The sequence below is a fragment of the Mesorhizobium escarrei genome (genome assembly GCF_935825525.1).
Lineage (GTDB): Bacteria > Pseudomonadota > Alphaproteobacteria > Rhizobiales > Rhizobiaceae > Mesorhizobium > Mesorhizobium escarrei.
The window spans coordinates 22,441-38,197 of the sequence record NZ_CAKXZT010000179.1 but is presented as its reverse complement, the minus strand read 5'-3'; the positions used below and the strand labels follow the sequence as shown (position 1 = coordinate 38,197).

Below are 15,757 nucleotides of genomic sequence, written 5' to 3'. Positions count from 1 at the left end.
CCACCGGTTTTGCCCCGGTTACTTCAAAGCTTCAAAGTAGCGATCCGTCCAACACCCCTCATCCGACCGAGCTTCGCTCGGCCACCTTCTCCCACAGGGGGAGAAGGGGAGCCGGCGCTACCTCACATCCGCCCAGCGCTGTTCCTCGAATGAGCGCGCCATGGCATGCACGGTGCGCTCGATTTCGAGGCCTTCGTCGAAATCGATGATCCGCGCCGGCTTGCCGGCAAGCCGCGTCAAAAGCTCGCGGCACTCGATGATCTTGAGGTCGTTGAAGCCGAGGCCGTGGCCGGGCGCCGGCAGGAAGGCGTCGTAGGGCTTGTGGTGCGGCGCCGCCAGGATGGAGCGATAGCCTTGCTCGGTCGGGCGGTCGGATGTCAGGTAAAGCTGGAACTCGTTCATCCGCTCCTGGTCGTACAGGATCGAGCCCTTGGAGCCGAAGATCTGGATGGCGATGCGGCCCTTGCGGCCCCAGGCCGAACGGTTGACCAGCAGTGTGCCGGCCATGCCGTTTTCGAGATGCATCAGCACGCTGGCGATGTCGTAGGTCTCGACCGCGCGACGCCCGCCTGATGCGACGCGGCGATCGGCATAGGGTTTTGCCATGTCGCACATGACGCGGGCGACGCGGCCGAACAGCACCGAGACCAGCGACAGCGGATGCACGGCGAAATCGTCGAGCGCGCCGTAACCGGACGCCGCCTCGTGCTTCCAGAAGAACAGCGCCTCCGGGTCGGCCATGAAATCCTCGTCCATCTCGATGCGCAGATGGTTGACTTCACCGATGATCTTCTCGTCGAGCAGCGCACCGATATGGCGGATCGCCGGATTCTGGATGTAGTTGTAGCCGAGCGCGGCCACCTTGCCGGATTTTTGCGCCGCCGCCGCCATGGCTTGCGCCTCGGCAAAGCTCGGCGCCATCGGTTTTTCGCACCACAGATGCTTGCCGGCTTCGAGGATGGCGATGGCCATCTCCGGGTGGAACTGGTTCGGCGTGGTCAGCGAGACGATATCGACGTCCGGATCGTCGACGACGGCGCGCCAGTCGCCGGAGCCTTTGGCGAAGCCGAACTCGGTCGCCCGGCGCTTGGCAAGGTCGTCACTGACCTCGCCGAGATGGACCAGCCTAGGCTTGGCCGCATCCGGAAAGACGGTGCCGACTGCGTTCCAGGCGATGGCGTGGCACTTGCCCATGAACCCCGTGCCGATAAGACCGACTCCGACCATTTCCTTGTCTCCGCTGCCAGGAAGGTTGTGTGGATGAATTAGTCCATTTTGTCCAGAAATGGAACGCATGGCTCATTTTTTATGGCCTTCTTGCACAGGCTCGCTATGATGGGGCATCACACGGCATCGACTGATGGACCTAGGCGGAGCGACTATGGACGAACGGGTGCCCCGCGATTTCGAGACGCTGCGTACGACGATCCTGGAACGGCGCCAGAGCCTGCCCAAGCGCATCGCGCAAATCGCCGCCTATGCCCTCGACAATCCCGACGATATTGCCTTCGGCACCGCCGCCAGCATCGCCGCCTCCGCCGGCGTCCAGCCTTCGACCTTGATACGCTTCGCACAGCAGCTCGGCTTCGACGGCTTCACCAGCCTGCAGCTGGTGTTTCGCGAGCGCCTGCGCGAGCGCAATTCGTCCTATGATGAAAGACTGGCGGCATTGCGCGCCAAGGCCGAGGAAGGCGCCGGTCACCGGGCGATTTTCGACGGCTTCGTCGCCGCGGCGAGCACCTCGCTCAACGATATTTCAGGCAGGTTGAACGAAGACCATTTCGAGGCTGCGATCACCTTGCTGGCGAAAGCGGAGACCATTTATGTGCTGGCCAAGCGCCGCTCCTATCCGGTCGCCTCCTACATCGCCTATGCGCTGGGCAAGCTCAAGATCCGCAACCAGCTGATCGAATCAGCCGCCGGCCTCAACGCCGAGATGATCAGCTTTGCCTCGCCCAGGGATGCCGTCATCGCCATCAGTTTTTCGCCTTATGCCCCGGCGACCATTGAGGAGGCGCGCGTCATCTCGGAGCAACGCGTTCCGATTGTAGCGATCACCGACAGTTCCTTTTCCCCGCTCGCCCAGTTCGCCAAAGTCTGGTTCGAGGTCGCTGAAGCCGATTTCGCCGGCTTCCGCTCGCTGTCGGCGACGATGGCGCTGGCCATGGCGCTGACTGTCGCGGTTGGCGAAAAGCGGCGCGACACCGCCGGCAAGCGCAAGGCCTGACAGGCTACTTTTAGGCAAAGGAACACTCATTCCATATTGACTATGGATTGGAATTATTATTTCATATTGCCGGCGCCACGCTGCCGCTCGCGCGTGTTACCCAAACAATGTGTTACCAAGACAACAAGGCTAACGGGAGGTTCGAATGGGCGAAGCCGTGGACGCGAAACATGCGCCGCTCGACGTCATCACCATTGGCCGCGCCTCGGTCGACCTCTATGGCCAACAGATCGGCTCGCGTCTGGAGGATATCACCTCCTTTGCCAAGTCGGTCGGCGGCTGTCCGGCCAACATTTCGGTCGGCACGGCCAGGCTCGGCCTGCGCTCGGCGCTGCTCACCCGCGTCGGCGACGAGCAGATGGGCCGCTTCATCCGCGAGCAGCTGACGCGTGAAGGGGTTTCGGTTGACGGCCTCACGACCGACCCGGACCGGCTGACCGCGCTGGTGCTGCTGTCGGTCGAGGACGAGGGCGTCTCGCCGATGATCTTCTATCGCACCGACTGCGCCGACATGGCGCTTTCGGAAGACGACATCGATGAGACGTTCATCGCTTCGGCACGCGCGATCGTCGTCACCGGCACGCATTTTTCGCGGCCCAACAGCGATGCCGCGCAGCGCAAGGCGATCCGTGTCATCAAGGCCACGGGCGGCAAGGTGGTGTTCGACATCGACTACCGCCCTAATCTGTGGGGCCTTGCCGGCCATGCCGAAGGCTTCGAGCGCTATGTGAAATCCGACCGGGTTTCCGCCCAGCTGAAGTCGGTGCTGCCCGATTGCGACCTGATCGTCGGCACCGAAGAAGAGATCATGATCGCCTCCGGTACCGACGATTGCCTGAGCGCGTTGAAGACGATCCGCTCGCTGTCCGAGGCCACGATCGTCTTGAAGCGCGGCGCCATGGGCTGCATCGTCTATGATGGACCGATCAGCGACGATCTCGAGGACGGCATCGTCGGCAAGGGTTTTCCGATCGAGGTCTACAATGTTCTCGGCGCCGGCGATGCCTTCATGTCGGGGTTCCTGCGCGGCTGGCTCGGCGAGGAGAGCCTGGAGACCGCGGCGACCTGGGCCAATGCCTGCGGCGCTTTCGCCGTGTCGCGGCTGCTGTGCGCGCCGGAATACCCGACCTTCGAGGAATTGCAGTTCTTCCTGAAGAACGGCAGCCAGCACCTGGCGCTGCGCAAGGACGAGGCGATCAACCATATCCATTGGGCGACGACGCGCCGGCGCGACATTCCCTCGCTGATGGCGCTGGCCTGCGATCACCGTATCCAGCTTGACGATGTCGCCGCGAAGGCCGGTGCCGATCCGTCGCGCATCCATGATTTCAAGGTGCTGACGGTCAAGGCGGCGGCAAAAGTTGCCGCCGGCCGCGCCGGCTACGGCATGCTGCTCGACGAAAAATACGGCCGCGAGGCGATGTTCGAATTCGCCCGCCATTGCTTCGCCTGGCTCGGCCGGCCGGTCGAGCTGCCGGGATCGCGGCCGCTTCGTTTCGAATTCTCGCAGGATATCGGCTCGCAATTGATCGAGTGGCCGGTCGACCATTGCATCAAATGCCTGTGCTTCTATCACCCCGACGACCCGGAGGCGCTGAAGACCGAGCAGCAGCAGAAGCTCAAAAGCCTGTTCGAGGGCGTGCGGAAAGTGGGGAGAGAACTTCTCATCGAGATCATCGCCGGCAAGCACGGCGAGCTCGACGACACGACCATCCCGCGCGCGCTTGAGGAACTCTATGCGCTTGGCATCAAGCCCGACTGGTGGAAGCTTGAACCGCAAGCCTCGGCCGGGGCCTGGGCAAAGATCGAAGCGGTGATCCTGAAGCACGATCCGTGGTGCCGCGGGGTTGTTCTGCTCGGCTTGGAAGCGCCGCAGGACGAACTGGAAGCGGCCTTCGCCGCCACTGCCAAGGCGCCGATCGTCAAGGGCTTCGCCGTCGGTCGCACCATCTTCATCAACGCGGCCGAACAATGGCTTGCCGGCAAGATGTCGGATGAGGAGGCGGTGGCCGACATGGCGTCGCGCTTCGAGCGACTGACCGAGGCATGGCTTGCCGCGCGCGGCCGCAAAGCAGCATAAGAAGGCGCGGCATAAGGACTGCGGAGGAAAACACCATGACCAAGACAATCCGCCTGACGATGGCGCAGGCGCTGACCCGGTTTCTTGCTCGCCAGATGACCGAGATCGACGGCAGGAAAGTGCCGATCTTCGGCGGCGTCTGGGCGATCTTCGGCCATGGCAACGTCGCCGGCGTCGGCGAGGCGCTTTATCAGGTGCGCGACGAATTGCCGACCTTCCGCGCTCACAACGAACAGGCGATGGCGCATGCGGCGATTGCCTATGCCAAGGCCAATTTCCGCCGCCGGTTCATGGCGGCAACCAGTTCGATCGGGCCCGGCGCGCTCAACATGGTGACGGCGGCGGCACTGGCGCATGTAAACAGGTTGCCCGTCCTGTTTCTGCCGGGCGACGTCTTCGCCAATCGTATCCCCGAGCCTGTGCTGCAGCAGGCCGAGGACTTTTCCGACGGCACGAAGACGGTCAATGATTGCTTTCGCCCGGTGTCGCGCTATTTCGACCGCGTCACCCGGCCCGAGCAGATCATCCCGGCGCTCAACCGTGCGTTGCAAGTGCTGACCGATCCGGCAGAATGCGGACCAGTGACACTGGCGCTCTGCCAGGACGTGCAGGCCGAGGCCTATGATTACCCCGAGAGCTTCTTTGCCGAACGGGTCTGGCATCAGCGCCGGCCGCGTCCAGACCGCCAGGAATTGGCGGCCGCGGTGACAGCCCTGAAGGGCGCGAAAAAGCCGTTGGTGATTGCCGGCGGCGGCGTGCTGTATTCACAGGCTTCCGGCGAACTGGCGAAGCTGGTGCAAGGCGCCGCCATCCCGGTCTGTGAGACACAGGGCGGCAAATCCTCGCTGCCGGACGATCATCCGCTCAACATGGCGGCGGTCGGCGTCACCGGCACCTCGGCCGCCAACCGGTTGGCCGAGGAAGCCGACGTCGTGCTCGCCGTCGGCACCAGGCTGCAGGATTTCACCACCGGCTCGTGGGCGCTGTTCAAGAATTCCGGCAAGACCATCATCGGACTGAACGTCCAGCCTTTCGATGCGGGAAAGCACCAGGCGCTGCCGCTAATAGCTGATGCGGCGGAAGGGCTCGCCGAGCTCGGTGCGGCGCTGAACGGCTGGCAGGCGCCGGCCGCCTGGACCGACAATGCTACCCGGGGCAAAAAGGACTGGCAGGCCGAAGCCGGCAAGGTGACGGCGTCGACCAATGCCGCCTACCCGTCCGACGCGCAGGTGATCGGCGCCGTGCAGCGCGCCATGGGCTCCGACGTGATATTGCTTCATGCTGCCGGCGGCCTGCCCGGCGAGTTGCACAAGCTCTGGCAGGCGGGCGCGCCCGGCTCCTACCACGCCGAATACGGCTTCTCGACGATGGGCTATGAGATCGCAGGCGGGCTCGGCGTCAAGATGGCCAAGCCCGACGAGGAGGTCGTCGTGATGATCGGCGACGGTTCCTATCTGATGCTCAATTCCGAGATCGCAACGTCGGTCATGCTCGGCCTCAAGCTGACCATCGTGCTGCTCGACAACCGAGGCTATGGCTGCATCAACCGGCTGCAGATGGCAACCGGCGGCGCCAACTTCAACAATCTGCTGAAGGATGCACGCCACGAGATTTTGCCCGACATCGACTTCGCCGCGCATGCGGCAAGCCTTGGTGCGATTGCCGAGAAAGTTTCGTCGATCGCCGGGCTGGAAACGGCGCTGGCGCAAGCCAAGAAGAATACCAGGACCACAGTGCTGGTCATCGACACCGATCCGCTGGTTTCGACCGAAGCCGGTGGAAGCTGGTGGGACGTCGCGGTGCCGGAAGTCTCGACCCGGCCGCAAGTGAATGCGGCGCGCAGGGACTATGATGAAAAGCGGCAGATGCAGAAGATTGGAGATTGATGTCGGCGCTGCCAAGCCCCGCCCTCCCCCTTGTGGGGGATCGGACCGAAGGTCCGGGTGGGGGTCCGGCGCCGCACCCCCACCCCGCTGCTACGCAGCGACCCTCCCCACAGGGGGGAGGGTGGACACGAACTGAAATCGGAGTGACGATTTGAAAGCCAAACTGGGCATGTCCCCCATTGCATGGTGGAACGACGATCTTGCGGAACTCAGCGATGACGTCTCGCTGGAGGAGTGCTTGGCGCAATCGCGTTCGGCGGGCTTCACCGGCATGGAAATGGGCCGTCGTTTTCCCAATGACCCGAAAATCATGCTGCCGATCCTGCAGGAGGCCGACGTCACGCTTTGCGGCGGCTGGTTCTCCGGTACGCTGGTCGACGAAGACATGGCCAGGAACAAGGATCGCATCCAGCCGATGATCGATCTGTTCAAGGCGGTGAACGCGCCGTGCATCGTCTATGGCGAGGTCGGCCGCTCCATCCAGGGTGACCGCTCAAAGCCGCTCGCCACCAAGCCCAGGCTTTCGGACGACGAGTTGAAGGCCTATGCGAGGCGCCTGACGCAGTTCGGCGAATGGTGCGCCGAGCAAGGCATGCCGCTCTCCTACCACCATCATATGGCGGCGGTCGTCGAGACCGAGCCCGAGCTCGACGCGTTCATGCGCTACTCGGGAGAAGGCATTCCACTGCTGCTCGATGCCGGCCATCTGGCTTTTGCCGGCGGTGACGTGCTGCGCGCCATCGACAATCATCACCGGCGCATCAACCATGTCCATGTGAAGGACGTGCGGATGGAGGTGATCGAAAAACTCGATCGCCAGAAGCAATCCTTCCTCGATGCCGTGGCGCTCGGCGCCTTTACGGTGCCGGGAGACGGCTCGCTGGATTTTGGCGCCATTGTGGAAAGGCTGGCGTACTATGGCTATGAAGGCTGGTTCGTGGTCGAGGCCGAGCAGGATCCCAAGAAGAATCCGCCGCTCAAGATGGCGCAAGTCGGCTACAAGGAGTTGATGCGGGTGATGACGGCCGCCGGCTACACGGTTGAAACGCAGGGCTTCCCCAATGCTTGAGCGACTCTATTCACGGCGACGGGGTGATTCGATGCGGGGGCTGATCCGATGAAGGACTCCGAGCATCCGTTCTTTCGGCCACTGTGGCGGCGCGTTGCCATCGTCGCGGTCTGCCTGGTCTGGTCCGTGGTCGAGTTTGCCACCGGCGCGCCGTTCTGGGGCACGATCGCGCTCGGCTTCGCCGGCTATGCGGTCTGGCAGTTCTTCTATCTCTACAAGCCGGCCGACGGCGGCAAGGATTCGGCCGACACCGAACCAAAGGAGTGAGCCTGGATGTCGAAACTGCTCGTCAAAGCCGATAAGGGCCATGGCCGCGTCGCCCATGTGACGCCGCAGAACGCCGGCTGGACCTATGTCGGTTTCGATCTGCATCGATTGCGGCCAGGCGAAACAGCCTCCGCGGAAACCGCGAACCGTGAAGTCTGCCTGGTGTTCGTCACCGGCAAGGGCAAGGCGACGGCGGGCGGCAAGGATCTCGGCCTGCTCGGCGAACGCATGTCGCCCTTCGAGGGCAAGCCGTGGTCGGTCTATGTGCCGCAGGGCTCTGACTGGTCGGTGACCGCCGACACCAATCTCGAACTTGCGGTCTGCTCGGCGCCGGGGCTTGGCGGCGGACTGCCGGTCCGCGTCATTGCGCCGAAGGATCTCGGCCAGGAGGTTCGCGGCAAGGGCACCAACACGCGCTATGTCACCAACATCCTGCCGGAAGGCAAGCCGGCCGATTCATTGCTGGTGGTCGAGGTCATCACGCCCGGCGGCCATACATCGAGCTATCCGCCGCACAAGCATGACCAGGATAATCTGCCGGCCGAGTCCTATCTCGAGGAGACCTATTACCACCGCCTCAATCCGCCGCAGGGCTTTGCCTTCCAGCGCGTCTACACCGATGCCGATCGGAACGGCGCTCGTTCGCTCGACGAGGCGATGGCGATCGAGGACGGCGATGTCGTGCTGGTGCCAAAGGGCTATCACCCCTGCGCCGCCTGCCATGGCTACGACCTCTACTACCTCAATGTCATGGCAGGGCCGAAGCGGACGTGGAAATTCCACAACGCGCCCGAGCACGAATGGCTGATGAAGGCCTGAGGCACTGCCCGTCCGGGTCGGCAAACCGGCCCAAGGCGAAAAAATCGTCGGCTAATGACCCGCCTGAACAAGTTTGTTATCAGGAACGACCATCAGCTTCGTCATTTCGTCACGCAAATCGCCTATGGCAGCGGGAGTTGACGAGGACTTTCGATGCGCTACGCTGTCTATTTCACCCCCCGGCAGGACGAACCGCTGGCGCGGACCGCCGCCAATTGGCTCGGCCGCGACCCGTTCGGCGCCGCCACGAGGCCGGTCGAGGCCGTGGGCGAACTGTCGGCGGCGGAAGTCGCCTTCCACACCGCTTCGGCACGCCGCTACGGCTTTCATGCGACACTGAAGGCGCCCTTCCGCCTGGCTTCGAACGAGACGGAAGGCGCGCTTCGCGCAGCACTGGACGATTTCGCCGAGGCGACGCCGGTGGTGACGATCCCACGGCTGGTCGTCAGCCAGATCGACGGCTTCTTCGCCCTGGTGCCGGAAGGACCGCTGCCGGCGCTCAACCGCTTCGCCGACGACGTTGTGCGCGACTTCGATCGTTTTCGCGCCCCGCTGAGCGAGGCTGAGATCGAACGGCGCAGCCCCGATTCGCTGAAGCCAGCTGAATTCCGCAATCTCTGCCAGTGGGGTTACCCCTATGTCTTCGAGACCTTCCGGTTCCATATGACGCTGTCCGGCCGTGTCTCGTCACAGGAAAGCCCGCGTCTTCGCGCAGCAATCGACAGCCTGTTTGCGCAGGTCCTGCAACGGCCGGTGCCGGTGGACGCACTGACCCTGTTTGTCGAAACCGAACCGGGCGCCCCGTTCATGGTGCTTTCCCATCACGCGGTCGGGCGCCGCCCGGCGAGAAAAACTGCCTGAGATGGCTATTTGTTTTAACCGTATTTGTGCGACGCCAATTCACCCAATCGGTGATTCCAATTGGCTGCAAAATGCTCCAAGGACTGCCTGAAATGACCGTCGAGACCGTTCTCAACAATGCCCGCATCGTGCTTGCCGACGAGATCGTCGAAGGGTCGATCGTGCTGCGCGACGGCTTGATCGCCGGGATCGACGCCGGCGCCGCCCGGAGCGGCGAAGACATGGGCGGCGATTTCATCATTCCCGGGCTGGTCGAGCTTCACACCGACCACCTGGAGGGTCACTACGCACCGCGGCCGAAGGTGCGCTGGAACCCGATCGCCGCGGTGCTCGCCCATGACGCGCAGGTGGCGACGGCCGGCATCACCACCGTGCTCGACGCCTTGCGCGTCGGCATGGACGACGATGCCGACATGAATTCGGCCGACATGCGCAAGCTGGCCGATGCGATCGAGGACAGCGTCCATCAGGACCGGCTGCGGGCCGACCATTTCATCCATCTGCGCTGCGAGGTTTCGGCGCCGGATTGCCTCGCCGCCTTCGCGCATTTTGACGGCGATGACAGGATCAAGCTGGCGTCGCTGATGGACCATGCGCCCGGGCAGCGTCAGTTCGTCGATCTCGAAACCTATGCCTATTACTACCAGCGCAAGCTGAAGCTGACGGACCGCGAATTCCAGCAATTCTGCGAGAAGCGGATGGCGGAGTCGGCGACGAATTCGGGGGCGAACCGCGCCTTCATCGCTGCTGCCTGCCATCAGCGCGGCATCGTGCTGGCCAGCCATGACGACGCCACGACCGGCCATGTCGACGAGGCGATCGAGCAAGGCGTCCGTGTCGCCGAGTTCCCGACCACCAAGGAGGCCGCGAAAGCTTCGAAGGAGGCAGGGCTCGGGGTGCTGATGGGCGCCCCGAACGTGATGCGCGGCGCCTCGCATTCGGGTAATGTTTCGGCTCGGACGCTCGCCGGCGAAGGCTTGCTCGACATATTGTCGTCCGACTACATCCCCTTCAGCCTGATCCAGTCGGCGTTTTTCCTCGGCGACGTGGTCGACGGCATTTCCCTGCCGCAGGCGGTGGCGATGGTTTCGAAGAACCCGGCCGAGGCGGTCGGCCTCGCCGACCGTGGCGTTATCGAGCAGGGCCGGCGCGCCGATCTGGTTCGCGTACGCCTTGACGATCATGTCCCGGTTGTCCGCACGGTCTGGCGGCAGGGGCGTCGGGTCGCGTGATGGTGTCGGCGTCGGCCGAGCGTGAATTGTCCGCCGCGGCGTTTCCGATCCGCGACGGCGTGTTTGTCGCCGTCGTCGGGCCGAGCGGCGCCGGCAAGGACACGGTGATCGGCTATGCCCGGTCGCTGTTTGCCGACGAGACCCGGCTGGAGTTCGTGCGCCGGGTCATCACCCGGCCGAGCGACACGACGAGCGAGGATCACGACACCCTGGCCGATGCGGCCTTCGTCGAGGCTGACGCGGACGGCGCCTTCGCCATCTCCTGGGAGGCGCATGGCTTGCGCTACGGCATCCCGGCTGAAGTCGACCGGTCAGTGGCCAATGGCCGCGTCGCCATCGCCAATGTCTCCCGCGCCATAATCCCGGCGCTGCGTGATCGCTATGCCAATCTGGCTGTCGTCGAGATCACCGCGTCGCCGCAGATCCTGGCCGAGCGACTGGCGATGCGCGGCCGCGAGTCGCGTGGCGAAGTGCTGGCGCGGCTGGCGCGCAGCGCGAATGTGGCGTTGTCCGGGCCAGGCGTCACCGCGATCGACAATAGCGGCCCGCGCGAGGCGGCTGGCGAGCGTTTTGTCGAAGTGCTGCGCAAGGCGATGGCGTTCTCCGCCCGACCCTGACATCGATCGAAGAATGCAGCGGGGCAGAACTCATCTGTAGCGATCCTTCGCGCGCCCCTCTTTCCTGCCGACTCAAGGTTCGCGAAGCACTATTCCGCCGCCACGCTGGCCGCGCCCTTGCGGGTTGCCTCCAGCATCAGCCGCCGCTCCCGGTACACGCCCCATTGCTGGTCGACAAGCACGCCAATGAGGATCACGCCGCCCATCACCGCGAAATTCAGCGAGGACGGGATGCCAAGCAGGTTGACGAGGTTTTGCAGTTCCTGCAGCAGAACCGTGCCTAGGATGACGCCGATCAGCGAGCCTTCGCCGCCACGCAGCGAGAAGCCGCCGAGCACAGCTGCGGCAATGGCATAGAGTTCGTAGAACTGGCCGTGGCTGGCCGGCGAGATCGAGCGCGTGTACATGGCGAAGTAGATCGCCGACAGCGCGGTCAGCACACCGCAGATGACATAGGCGGCCATAACGACGCGGCCGGTGCGGATGCCCGAATATTTCGCCGCCTCCTCGTTTTTGCCGATGGCGTAGAGGTAGCGGCCGAACACCGAACGGTGCAGCACCACCCACATCACGATGGCGATGAGGATCAGCGCGATGAAGCTGTTCGGCACGCCATAGGATCGCCCCGCGGTCAGGAATTCGAGCTCCGGGAAATTCTGCCCGAAGGCGAATCCCGCCGTGCCGTCGGCCGTGTAGAACCGCGCCACGCCGCGATAGATCAACAGGCCGCACAGCGTCACCACGAAAGGCTGCAATTTGAGCCGCGTGATCAGCCAGCCATGCGCCAGCCCGATGATGCCGCCGAGCATGAGGATCAGCGGCAGCGCCACCGGCCATGCCATGCCGCGCGTGGCGATGAAATCGACGAACAGGACGCCGAGCAGCGCAACCACCGAGCCGACCGACAATTCGATGCCGCCGGTGATGATGACGAAGGCTTGGCCGATCGCCAGGATGCCGAACAGCCCGATCAGGTTCGAGGTGTTGGCGAGGTTGATCGGCAGCAGGAAGCGCGGGTTGATGATCGCAACCACCGCTCCCACTACAAGGATCAGGATCAGCAGGCCGAGATCTTTCTTGCTCATCGTCTTCTCCCCAATGGCTGCCTGAGCAGGTTCCGCAAAAGTGTTCCGCGGTTTTGCGGTCAGAACCTGCGCGAATAAAAACTATTTCGGCTGCTTGCCGACGGCCAGCAGCAGGACGTTTTCCTGGCTGAACTGTTCCTTGTCGAGGATGCCTGAGATCTGGCCCTCATGCATGACGGCGATGCGGTCGGAGACGCCGATCACCTCCTCCATGTCGCTCGATATCATCAGCACGGCGACGCCGGCATCGGCCAGCGCCCGCATCAGCCCGTAGATCTCGGCCTTGGCGCCGATGTCGATGCCGCGGGTTGGCTCGTCGAGGATCATCACCTTGGGGCTCATGGCCAGCCACTTGGCCAGCACCACCTTTTGCTGGTTGCCGCCGGACAGCGAGCCGGTGCGCGTCGCCACCGAGGGCGCTTTGATGCCGAGATTGCGTTTCTGCTTCTCAGCGGTGACGGCTTCGGCGCGGGCAGAGACCAAGGATCGCCGGGCATGAGCCGGCAGATTGGGGAGCGAAATATTCTGGGCAATCGACAGGTCGAGCAGGATGCCGGTCAGCTTGCGATCCTCGGGGACGAGGAAGATCCCGTTGGCCACGGCGTCGGCCGCCGAACCAAGAACCAGATCTTTTCCATCAAGCTGGAGCGCGCCGCCAAGGCTCTTCTCGATGCCGAAAAGCACGCGCGCCAGTTCCGTGCGGCCGGAGCCGACAAGACCCGCCAGGCCAAGGATTTCGCCACGCCTGACGCCGAGATCGACCGGCCGGTCGGGATAGGCGCTGGTGCGAACGGCCTTGGCCGACAGGGCGACGGCGCCCGGCGGGCGGGCCGATTCTGCGGCCTTCTCCCGCTCCTTCAGCATGCGGCCAATCATCAGCTTGACCATCTGGTCGTGGTTGATGGCGTTCTTCGGCAGCGTGCCGGCAAGCATGCCGTCCCTCAGCACGACGACGCGATCGGCAACCCGCTCGACCTCGTGAAGGCGATGCGAGATGAAGATGACGCTGATGCCGTCGGCCTTCAGCGCCTTGATGACATCGAGCAGCTTGTCGGTTTCGGCAAGCGGCAGGCTCGACGTCGGCTCATCGAGGATGACCAGCCGCGCCTCGATCGACAGCGCCTTGGCGATTTCGACCATCTGCTGCTGGGCAAGCGACAGCGCCGATACCGGGGTGTCGGCCGAGAAATTGGCGCCCACGCGTTTGAGCAGTGGTGCCGCCAGCGTGCGCAGCCTGACGCGGTCGACAAGCCTCAGCGGACCGGCGCGCAACGGCTCGCGGCCGAAAAAGATGTTGGCGGCAACGTCGAGGTTTTCGAACAGGTTGAGTTCCTGGTGGACGAAGGCGATGCCGGAACCGATGCTGGCCTCGACGGTCAGCCCGTCATGGGCGACGCCGTCGACGATGATGGTGCCGGTGTCGGGGGTGGTCACGCCGCCGAGGATCTTCATCAGGGTCGACTTGCCGGCGCCGTTTTCGCCGACGAGGCCGATGACCTCGCCAGGCCTGACCTCCAGCGAAAACCCGTCCAGCGCGACCACGCCGGGATAGGTCTTGCGCACGCCCTCGAGACTGAGGAACGGGGCAATCGTGGATGCGCCGATGGATGCGTCGGAATAGTTCATCATGCCTGACAGCAGCCGGTGGGCCGTTCTAGCCACATCTGCAGACTGACGACCCTTGCAGGGTTCGTCAATGCGAGCCGCCGGCCCGAAGCGAACCTCGAGCCGGCACAACTGCTTTCGTACTAATTGCCGGACATCGCCTTCAGATTGGCGGCATAGGCGTCGACGTCGTCCTTGCCGATGATCTTGGTCGGGATGATGATCAGGCCGTTCTCCGGAATGCCCGACTTGTCGCCCTCGAGATAGGCGGCCATCAGCTTCATGCCCTGGTGGGCCCATTCGAAGGGCTGCTGCACGACGGTGGCGGCAACGGTGCCTTCCTTGACGCCGCCCAGCGTGATCGGATCGTCGTCGAATCCGACGACCGTGATCTGGCCGAGCTTGCCGGCGTCGCGCAGCGCTTCATAGATGCGCGGCGTGTTGTAGGAATAGAAGCCGACCATGCAGGTGACGTCGGGGCTGGCGACCAGCGCGTCCTCGACATTCTTCTTGGCGCGGGCCTGGTCGATGTCGTCGCCACGCACGTCGATCAGCTCGATCTTGGTGCCGGCGAGGCCTTCCTTCATGCCTTCGATGCGCTCTTTGGCATTGTCGGCGCCGAGCAGGCCGACGAAGCCGAGGCATTTGCCGCCGTCGGGCATCGCCTTCTTGGCGATCTCGGCCGCCTGCTTGCCGGCATCGATGTTGGACGAGCCGATATAGGCGATACGCTTGGTCTGCGGCGCGTCGCTGTCGGTTGTGAACAGCGCCGTCTCCGAGGCGATCTTGTTGAGCCCGTCGGTCGAGGTCTTTGGATCGACGGCCGAAACCATGATGGCCTTGACGCCGGCCGTCACCAGATCGTCCATCAGCCGCTGCTGGATGGCGACCGACGACTGTTCCGGATATTTGAGCTCGAGATTGTAGTTGGGCAATTCGGCCTGGGCCTTCTTGACGCCGGCTTCGGCCGCCTTCCAGAAATCGGAAGCGCCGTTGACGACGAAGGCCAGCGTCGGTTTGTCCTGGGCACTGGCAATCGCCGTGAAGGACAGACCGAGAGCCAAGGCCGCGGCGGCGACGGACGCATTTCGTATCGCAGATTTCATGTTCAACCTCCCATTGATTCAGTCATTTTCGCTGATCTGAACTTTGTCGAAATGCGGCTTGGACGCCCTCCTCCTCAAGGGTGCTGGCAGCGAAAGAACGGCGCCATCCCAGCCGCAGTCTGAACTCTAGAGACTCATTGGCTGCTCGTAAATAGTCCGATTTGTCTGATATTTCGTGATTGTGGAGCGTTGCCCCGCAGCGCAAACGTCCCGGACGAAGGTGGCCAAAGCTATGCAGATGAGGCTCCTTGTGGAGGCAGCCTCGCGGATACTGGTATATGAGTATCCAGTTCGGATCGCTGAGAACAGGTTCTGGAGCCAACCCTTCTAGTCCCGTGAAAGCTGCGCTTCAATTCGCAGCACAAGTGCTGTAGTTAAACCAAAAATGCGGCTCGCCGCTTACTGAGGCAACGAAGGCGAAAGCGTATTGGTCGCAGTGTATGAAAGCCGTAGCGATGGGATGAGACGAGGCGGCCGAGGACGGGCTGGGCCCGGCGTCCTGCTCAGCCTGGGTGCTGGTCTGCGGCTGCTGGCTTCGTTGCTCTTTCTGGTCTGGACCATTCCTGCGGCAACAGCCGACCAGGTCGCGCACGACCTTGCCAGGGAGCAAATGCGGCTCGGCGCAACCGAGCCAGTCACGCACCCGACTTTCCTCGTACGCGACATTGCGCGCCGTGTTGCTGCTGAGGCTTCCCGTTTCAAGACGGGAACGCCTGTTACTGCGGGAAATGGCAAGCCATTTTGTATCATCCCGGATTTGTGCCTGCCGCCCGAAACCGCGTCAGCCGCACCGTTTGGCATATGGTCTGAAGACCGGCCGGAACTGTCGCCGATCCGCGCCTTTGATGCGCGCGCGCCTCCGCTTCTCACGGCGTGAACCTGGCCGCGCGACCCCGGCCCTCG

Annotated in this window: 14 protein-coding genes; 10 read left to right on the top strand and 4 right to left on the bottom strand. The window is 63.6% G+C overall.

The window, feature by feature from the left end:
* Positions 1-117 precede the first annotated feature (117 nt).
* Positions 118-1,227 carry a Gfo/Idh/MocA family protein gene (locus tag NMG80_RS35265; protein WP_254022411.1) on the bottom strand — a complete coding sequence of 370 codons (1,110 nt, stop codon included), beginning with the start codon at positions 1,225-1,227 and terminating at the stop codon, positions 118-120.
* A gap of 154 nt (positions 1,228-1,381) precedes the next feature.
* On the opposite strand from NMG80_RS35265, the gene NMG80_RS35260 reads away from it, so the two are divergent.
* The 9 genes from NMG80_RS35260 to phnN all read left to right on the top strand — a co-directional run bounded on the left by NMG80_RS35260 (position 1,382) and on the right by phnN (position 11,058).
* On the top strand, positions 1,382-2,227 hold the full coding sequence (locus NMG80_RS35260) for a MurR/RpiR family transcriptional regulator (RefSeq protein WP_254022410.1): 846 nt from the start codon (positions 1,382-1,384) through the stop codon (positions 2,225-2,227).
* A gap of 145 nt (positions 2,228-2,372) precedes the next feature.
* Positions 2,373-4,307, top strand: a complete 1,935-nt coding sequence (locus NMG80_RS35255) for a bifunctional 5-dehydro-2-deoxygluconokinase/5-dehydro-2-deoxyphosphogluconate aldolase (RefSeq protein WP_254022409.1) — start codon at positions 2,373-2,375, stop codon at positions 4,305-4,307.
* A 35-nt stretch (positions 4,308-4,342) separates the two neighbouring features.
* Positions 4,343-6,193: a 3D-(3,5/4)-trihydroxycyclohexane-1,2-dione acylhydrolase (decyclizing) gene (gene iolD / locus NMG80_RS35250; protein WP_254022408.1), complete on the top strand. Its 1,851-nt coding sequence runs from the start codon at positions 4,343-4,345 to the stop codon at positions 6,191-6,193.
* 151 nt (positions 6,194-6,344) lie between these two features.
* Positions 6,345-7,262 carry a myo-inosose-2 dehydratase gene (gene iolE, locus NMG80_RS35245; RefSeq protein WP_254022407.1) on the top strand — a complete coding sequence of 306 codons (918 nt, stop codon included), beginning with the start codon at positions 6,345-6,347 and terminating at the stop codon, positions 7,260-7,262.
* Between the two features lie 48 nt (positions 7,263-7,310).
* Positions 7,311-7,529, top strand: coding sequence for a DUF3318 domain-containing protein (locus tag NMG80_RS35240; RefSeq protein WP_254022406.1), 219 nt, complete (start codon positions 7,311-7,313; stop codon positions 7,527-7,529).
* A gap of 6 nt (positions 7,530-7,535) precedes the next feature.
* On the top strand, positions 7,536-8,348 hold the full coding sequence (iolB, locus tag NMG80_RS35235; RefSeq protein ID WP_254022405.1) for a 5-deoxy-glucuronate isomerase: 813 nt from the start codon (positions 7,536-7,538) through the stop codon (positions 8,346-8,348).
* 153 nt (positions 8,349-8,501) lie between these two features.
* Positions 8,502-9,209, top strand: coding sequence for a DUF1045 domain-containing protein (locus NMG80_RS35230; protein WP_254022404.1), 708 nt, complete (start codon positions 8,502-8,504; stop codon positions 9,207-9,209).
* Between the two features lie 92 nt (positions 9,210-9,301).
* Positions 9,302-10,441 (top strand): alpha-D-ribose 1-methylphosphonate 5-triphosphate diphosphatase, encoded by a 1,140-nt coding sequence (locus NMG80_RS35225; protein WP_254022403.1) that lies wholly within the window; start codon positions 9,302-9,304, stop codon positions 10,439-10,441.
* Positions 10,438-11,058, top strand: coding sequence for a phosphonate metabolism protein/1,5-bisphosphokinase (PRPP-forming) PhnN (gene phnN / locus NMG80_RS35220; protein ID WP_254022402.1), 621 nt, complete (start codon positions 10,438-10,440; stop codon positions 11,056-11,058). Before NMG80_RS35225 ends, phnN begins: the two co-directional genes overlap by 4 nt.
* An 89-nt stretch (positions 11,059-11,147) precedes the next feature.
* Here phnN and NMG80_RS35215 read toward each other — a convergent pair whose 3' ends face one another.
* The 3 genes from NMG80_RS35215 to NMG80_RS35205 form a co-directional block, all read right to left on the bottom strand.
* Positions 11,148-12,143 carry an ABC transporter permease gene (locus NMG80_RS35215; RefSeq protein ID WP_254022401.1) on the bottom strand — a complete coding sequence of 332 codons (996 nt, stop codon included), beginning with the start codon at positions 12,141-12,143 and terminating at the stop codon, positions 11,148-11,150.
* Positions 12,144-12,224: 81 nt separating this feature from the next.
* Positions 12,225-13,769, bottom strand: a complete 1,545-nt coding sequence (locus NMG80_RS35210; protein WP_254022413.1) for a sugar ABC transporter ATP-binding protein — start codon at positions 13,767-13,769, stop codon at positions 12,225-12,227.
* Between the two features lie 122 nt (positions 13,770-13,891).
* The gene (locus NMG80_RS35205; RefSeq protein WP_254022400.1) at positions 13,892-14,854 is read right to left on the bottom strand and encodes a sugar-binding protein; all 963 of its coding nucleotides are present in this window, start codon (positions 14,852-14,854) and stop codon (positions 13,892-13,894) included.
* Positions 14,855-15,464: 610 nt separating this feature from the next.
* On the opposite strand from NMG80_RS35205, the gene NMG80_RS38105 reads away from it, so the two are divergent.
* A complete protein-coding gene (locus tag NMG80_RS38105) occupies positions 15,465-15,731 on the top strand; it encodes a hypothetical protein (protein ID WP_436798754.1) in 267 nt (88 codons plus the stop codon).
* Positions 15,732-15,757 lie beyond the last annotated feature (26 nt).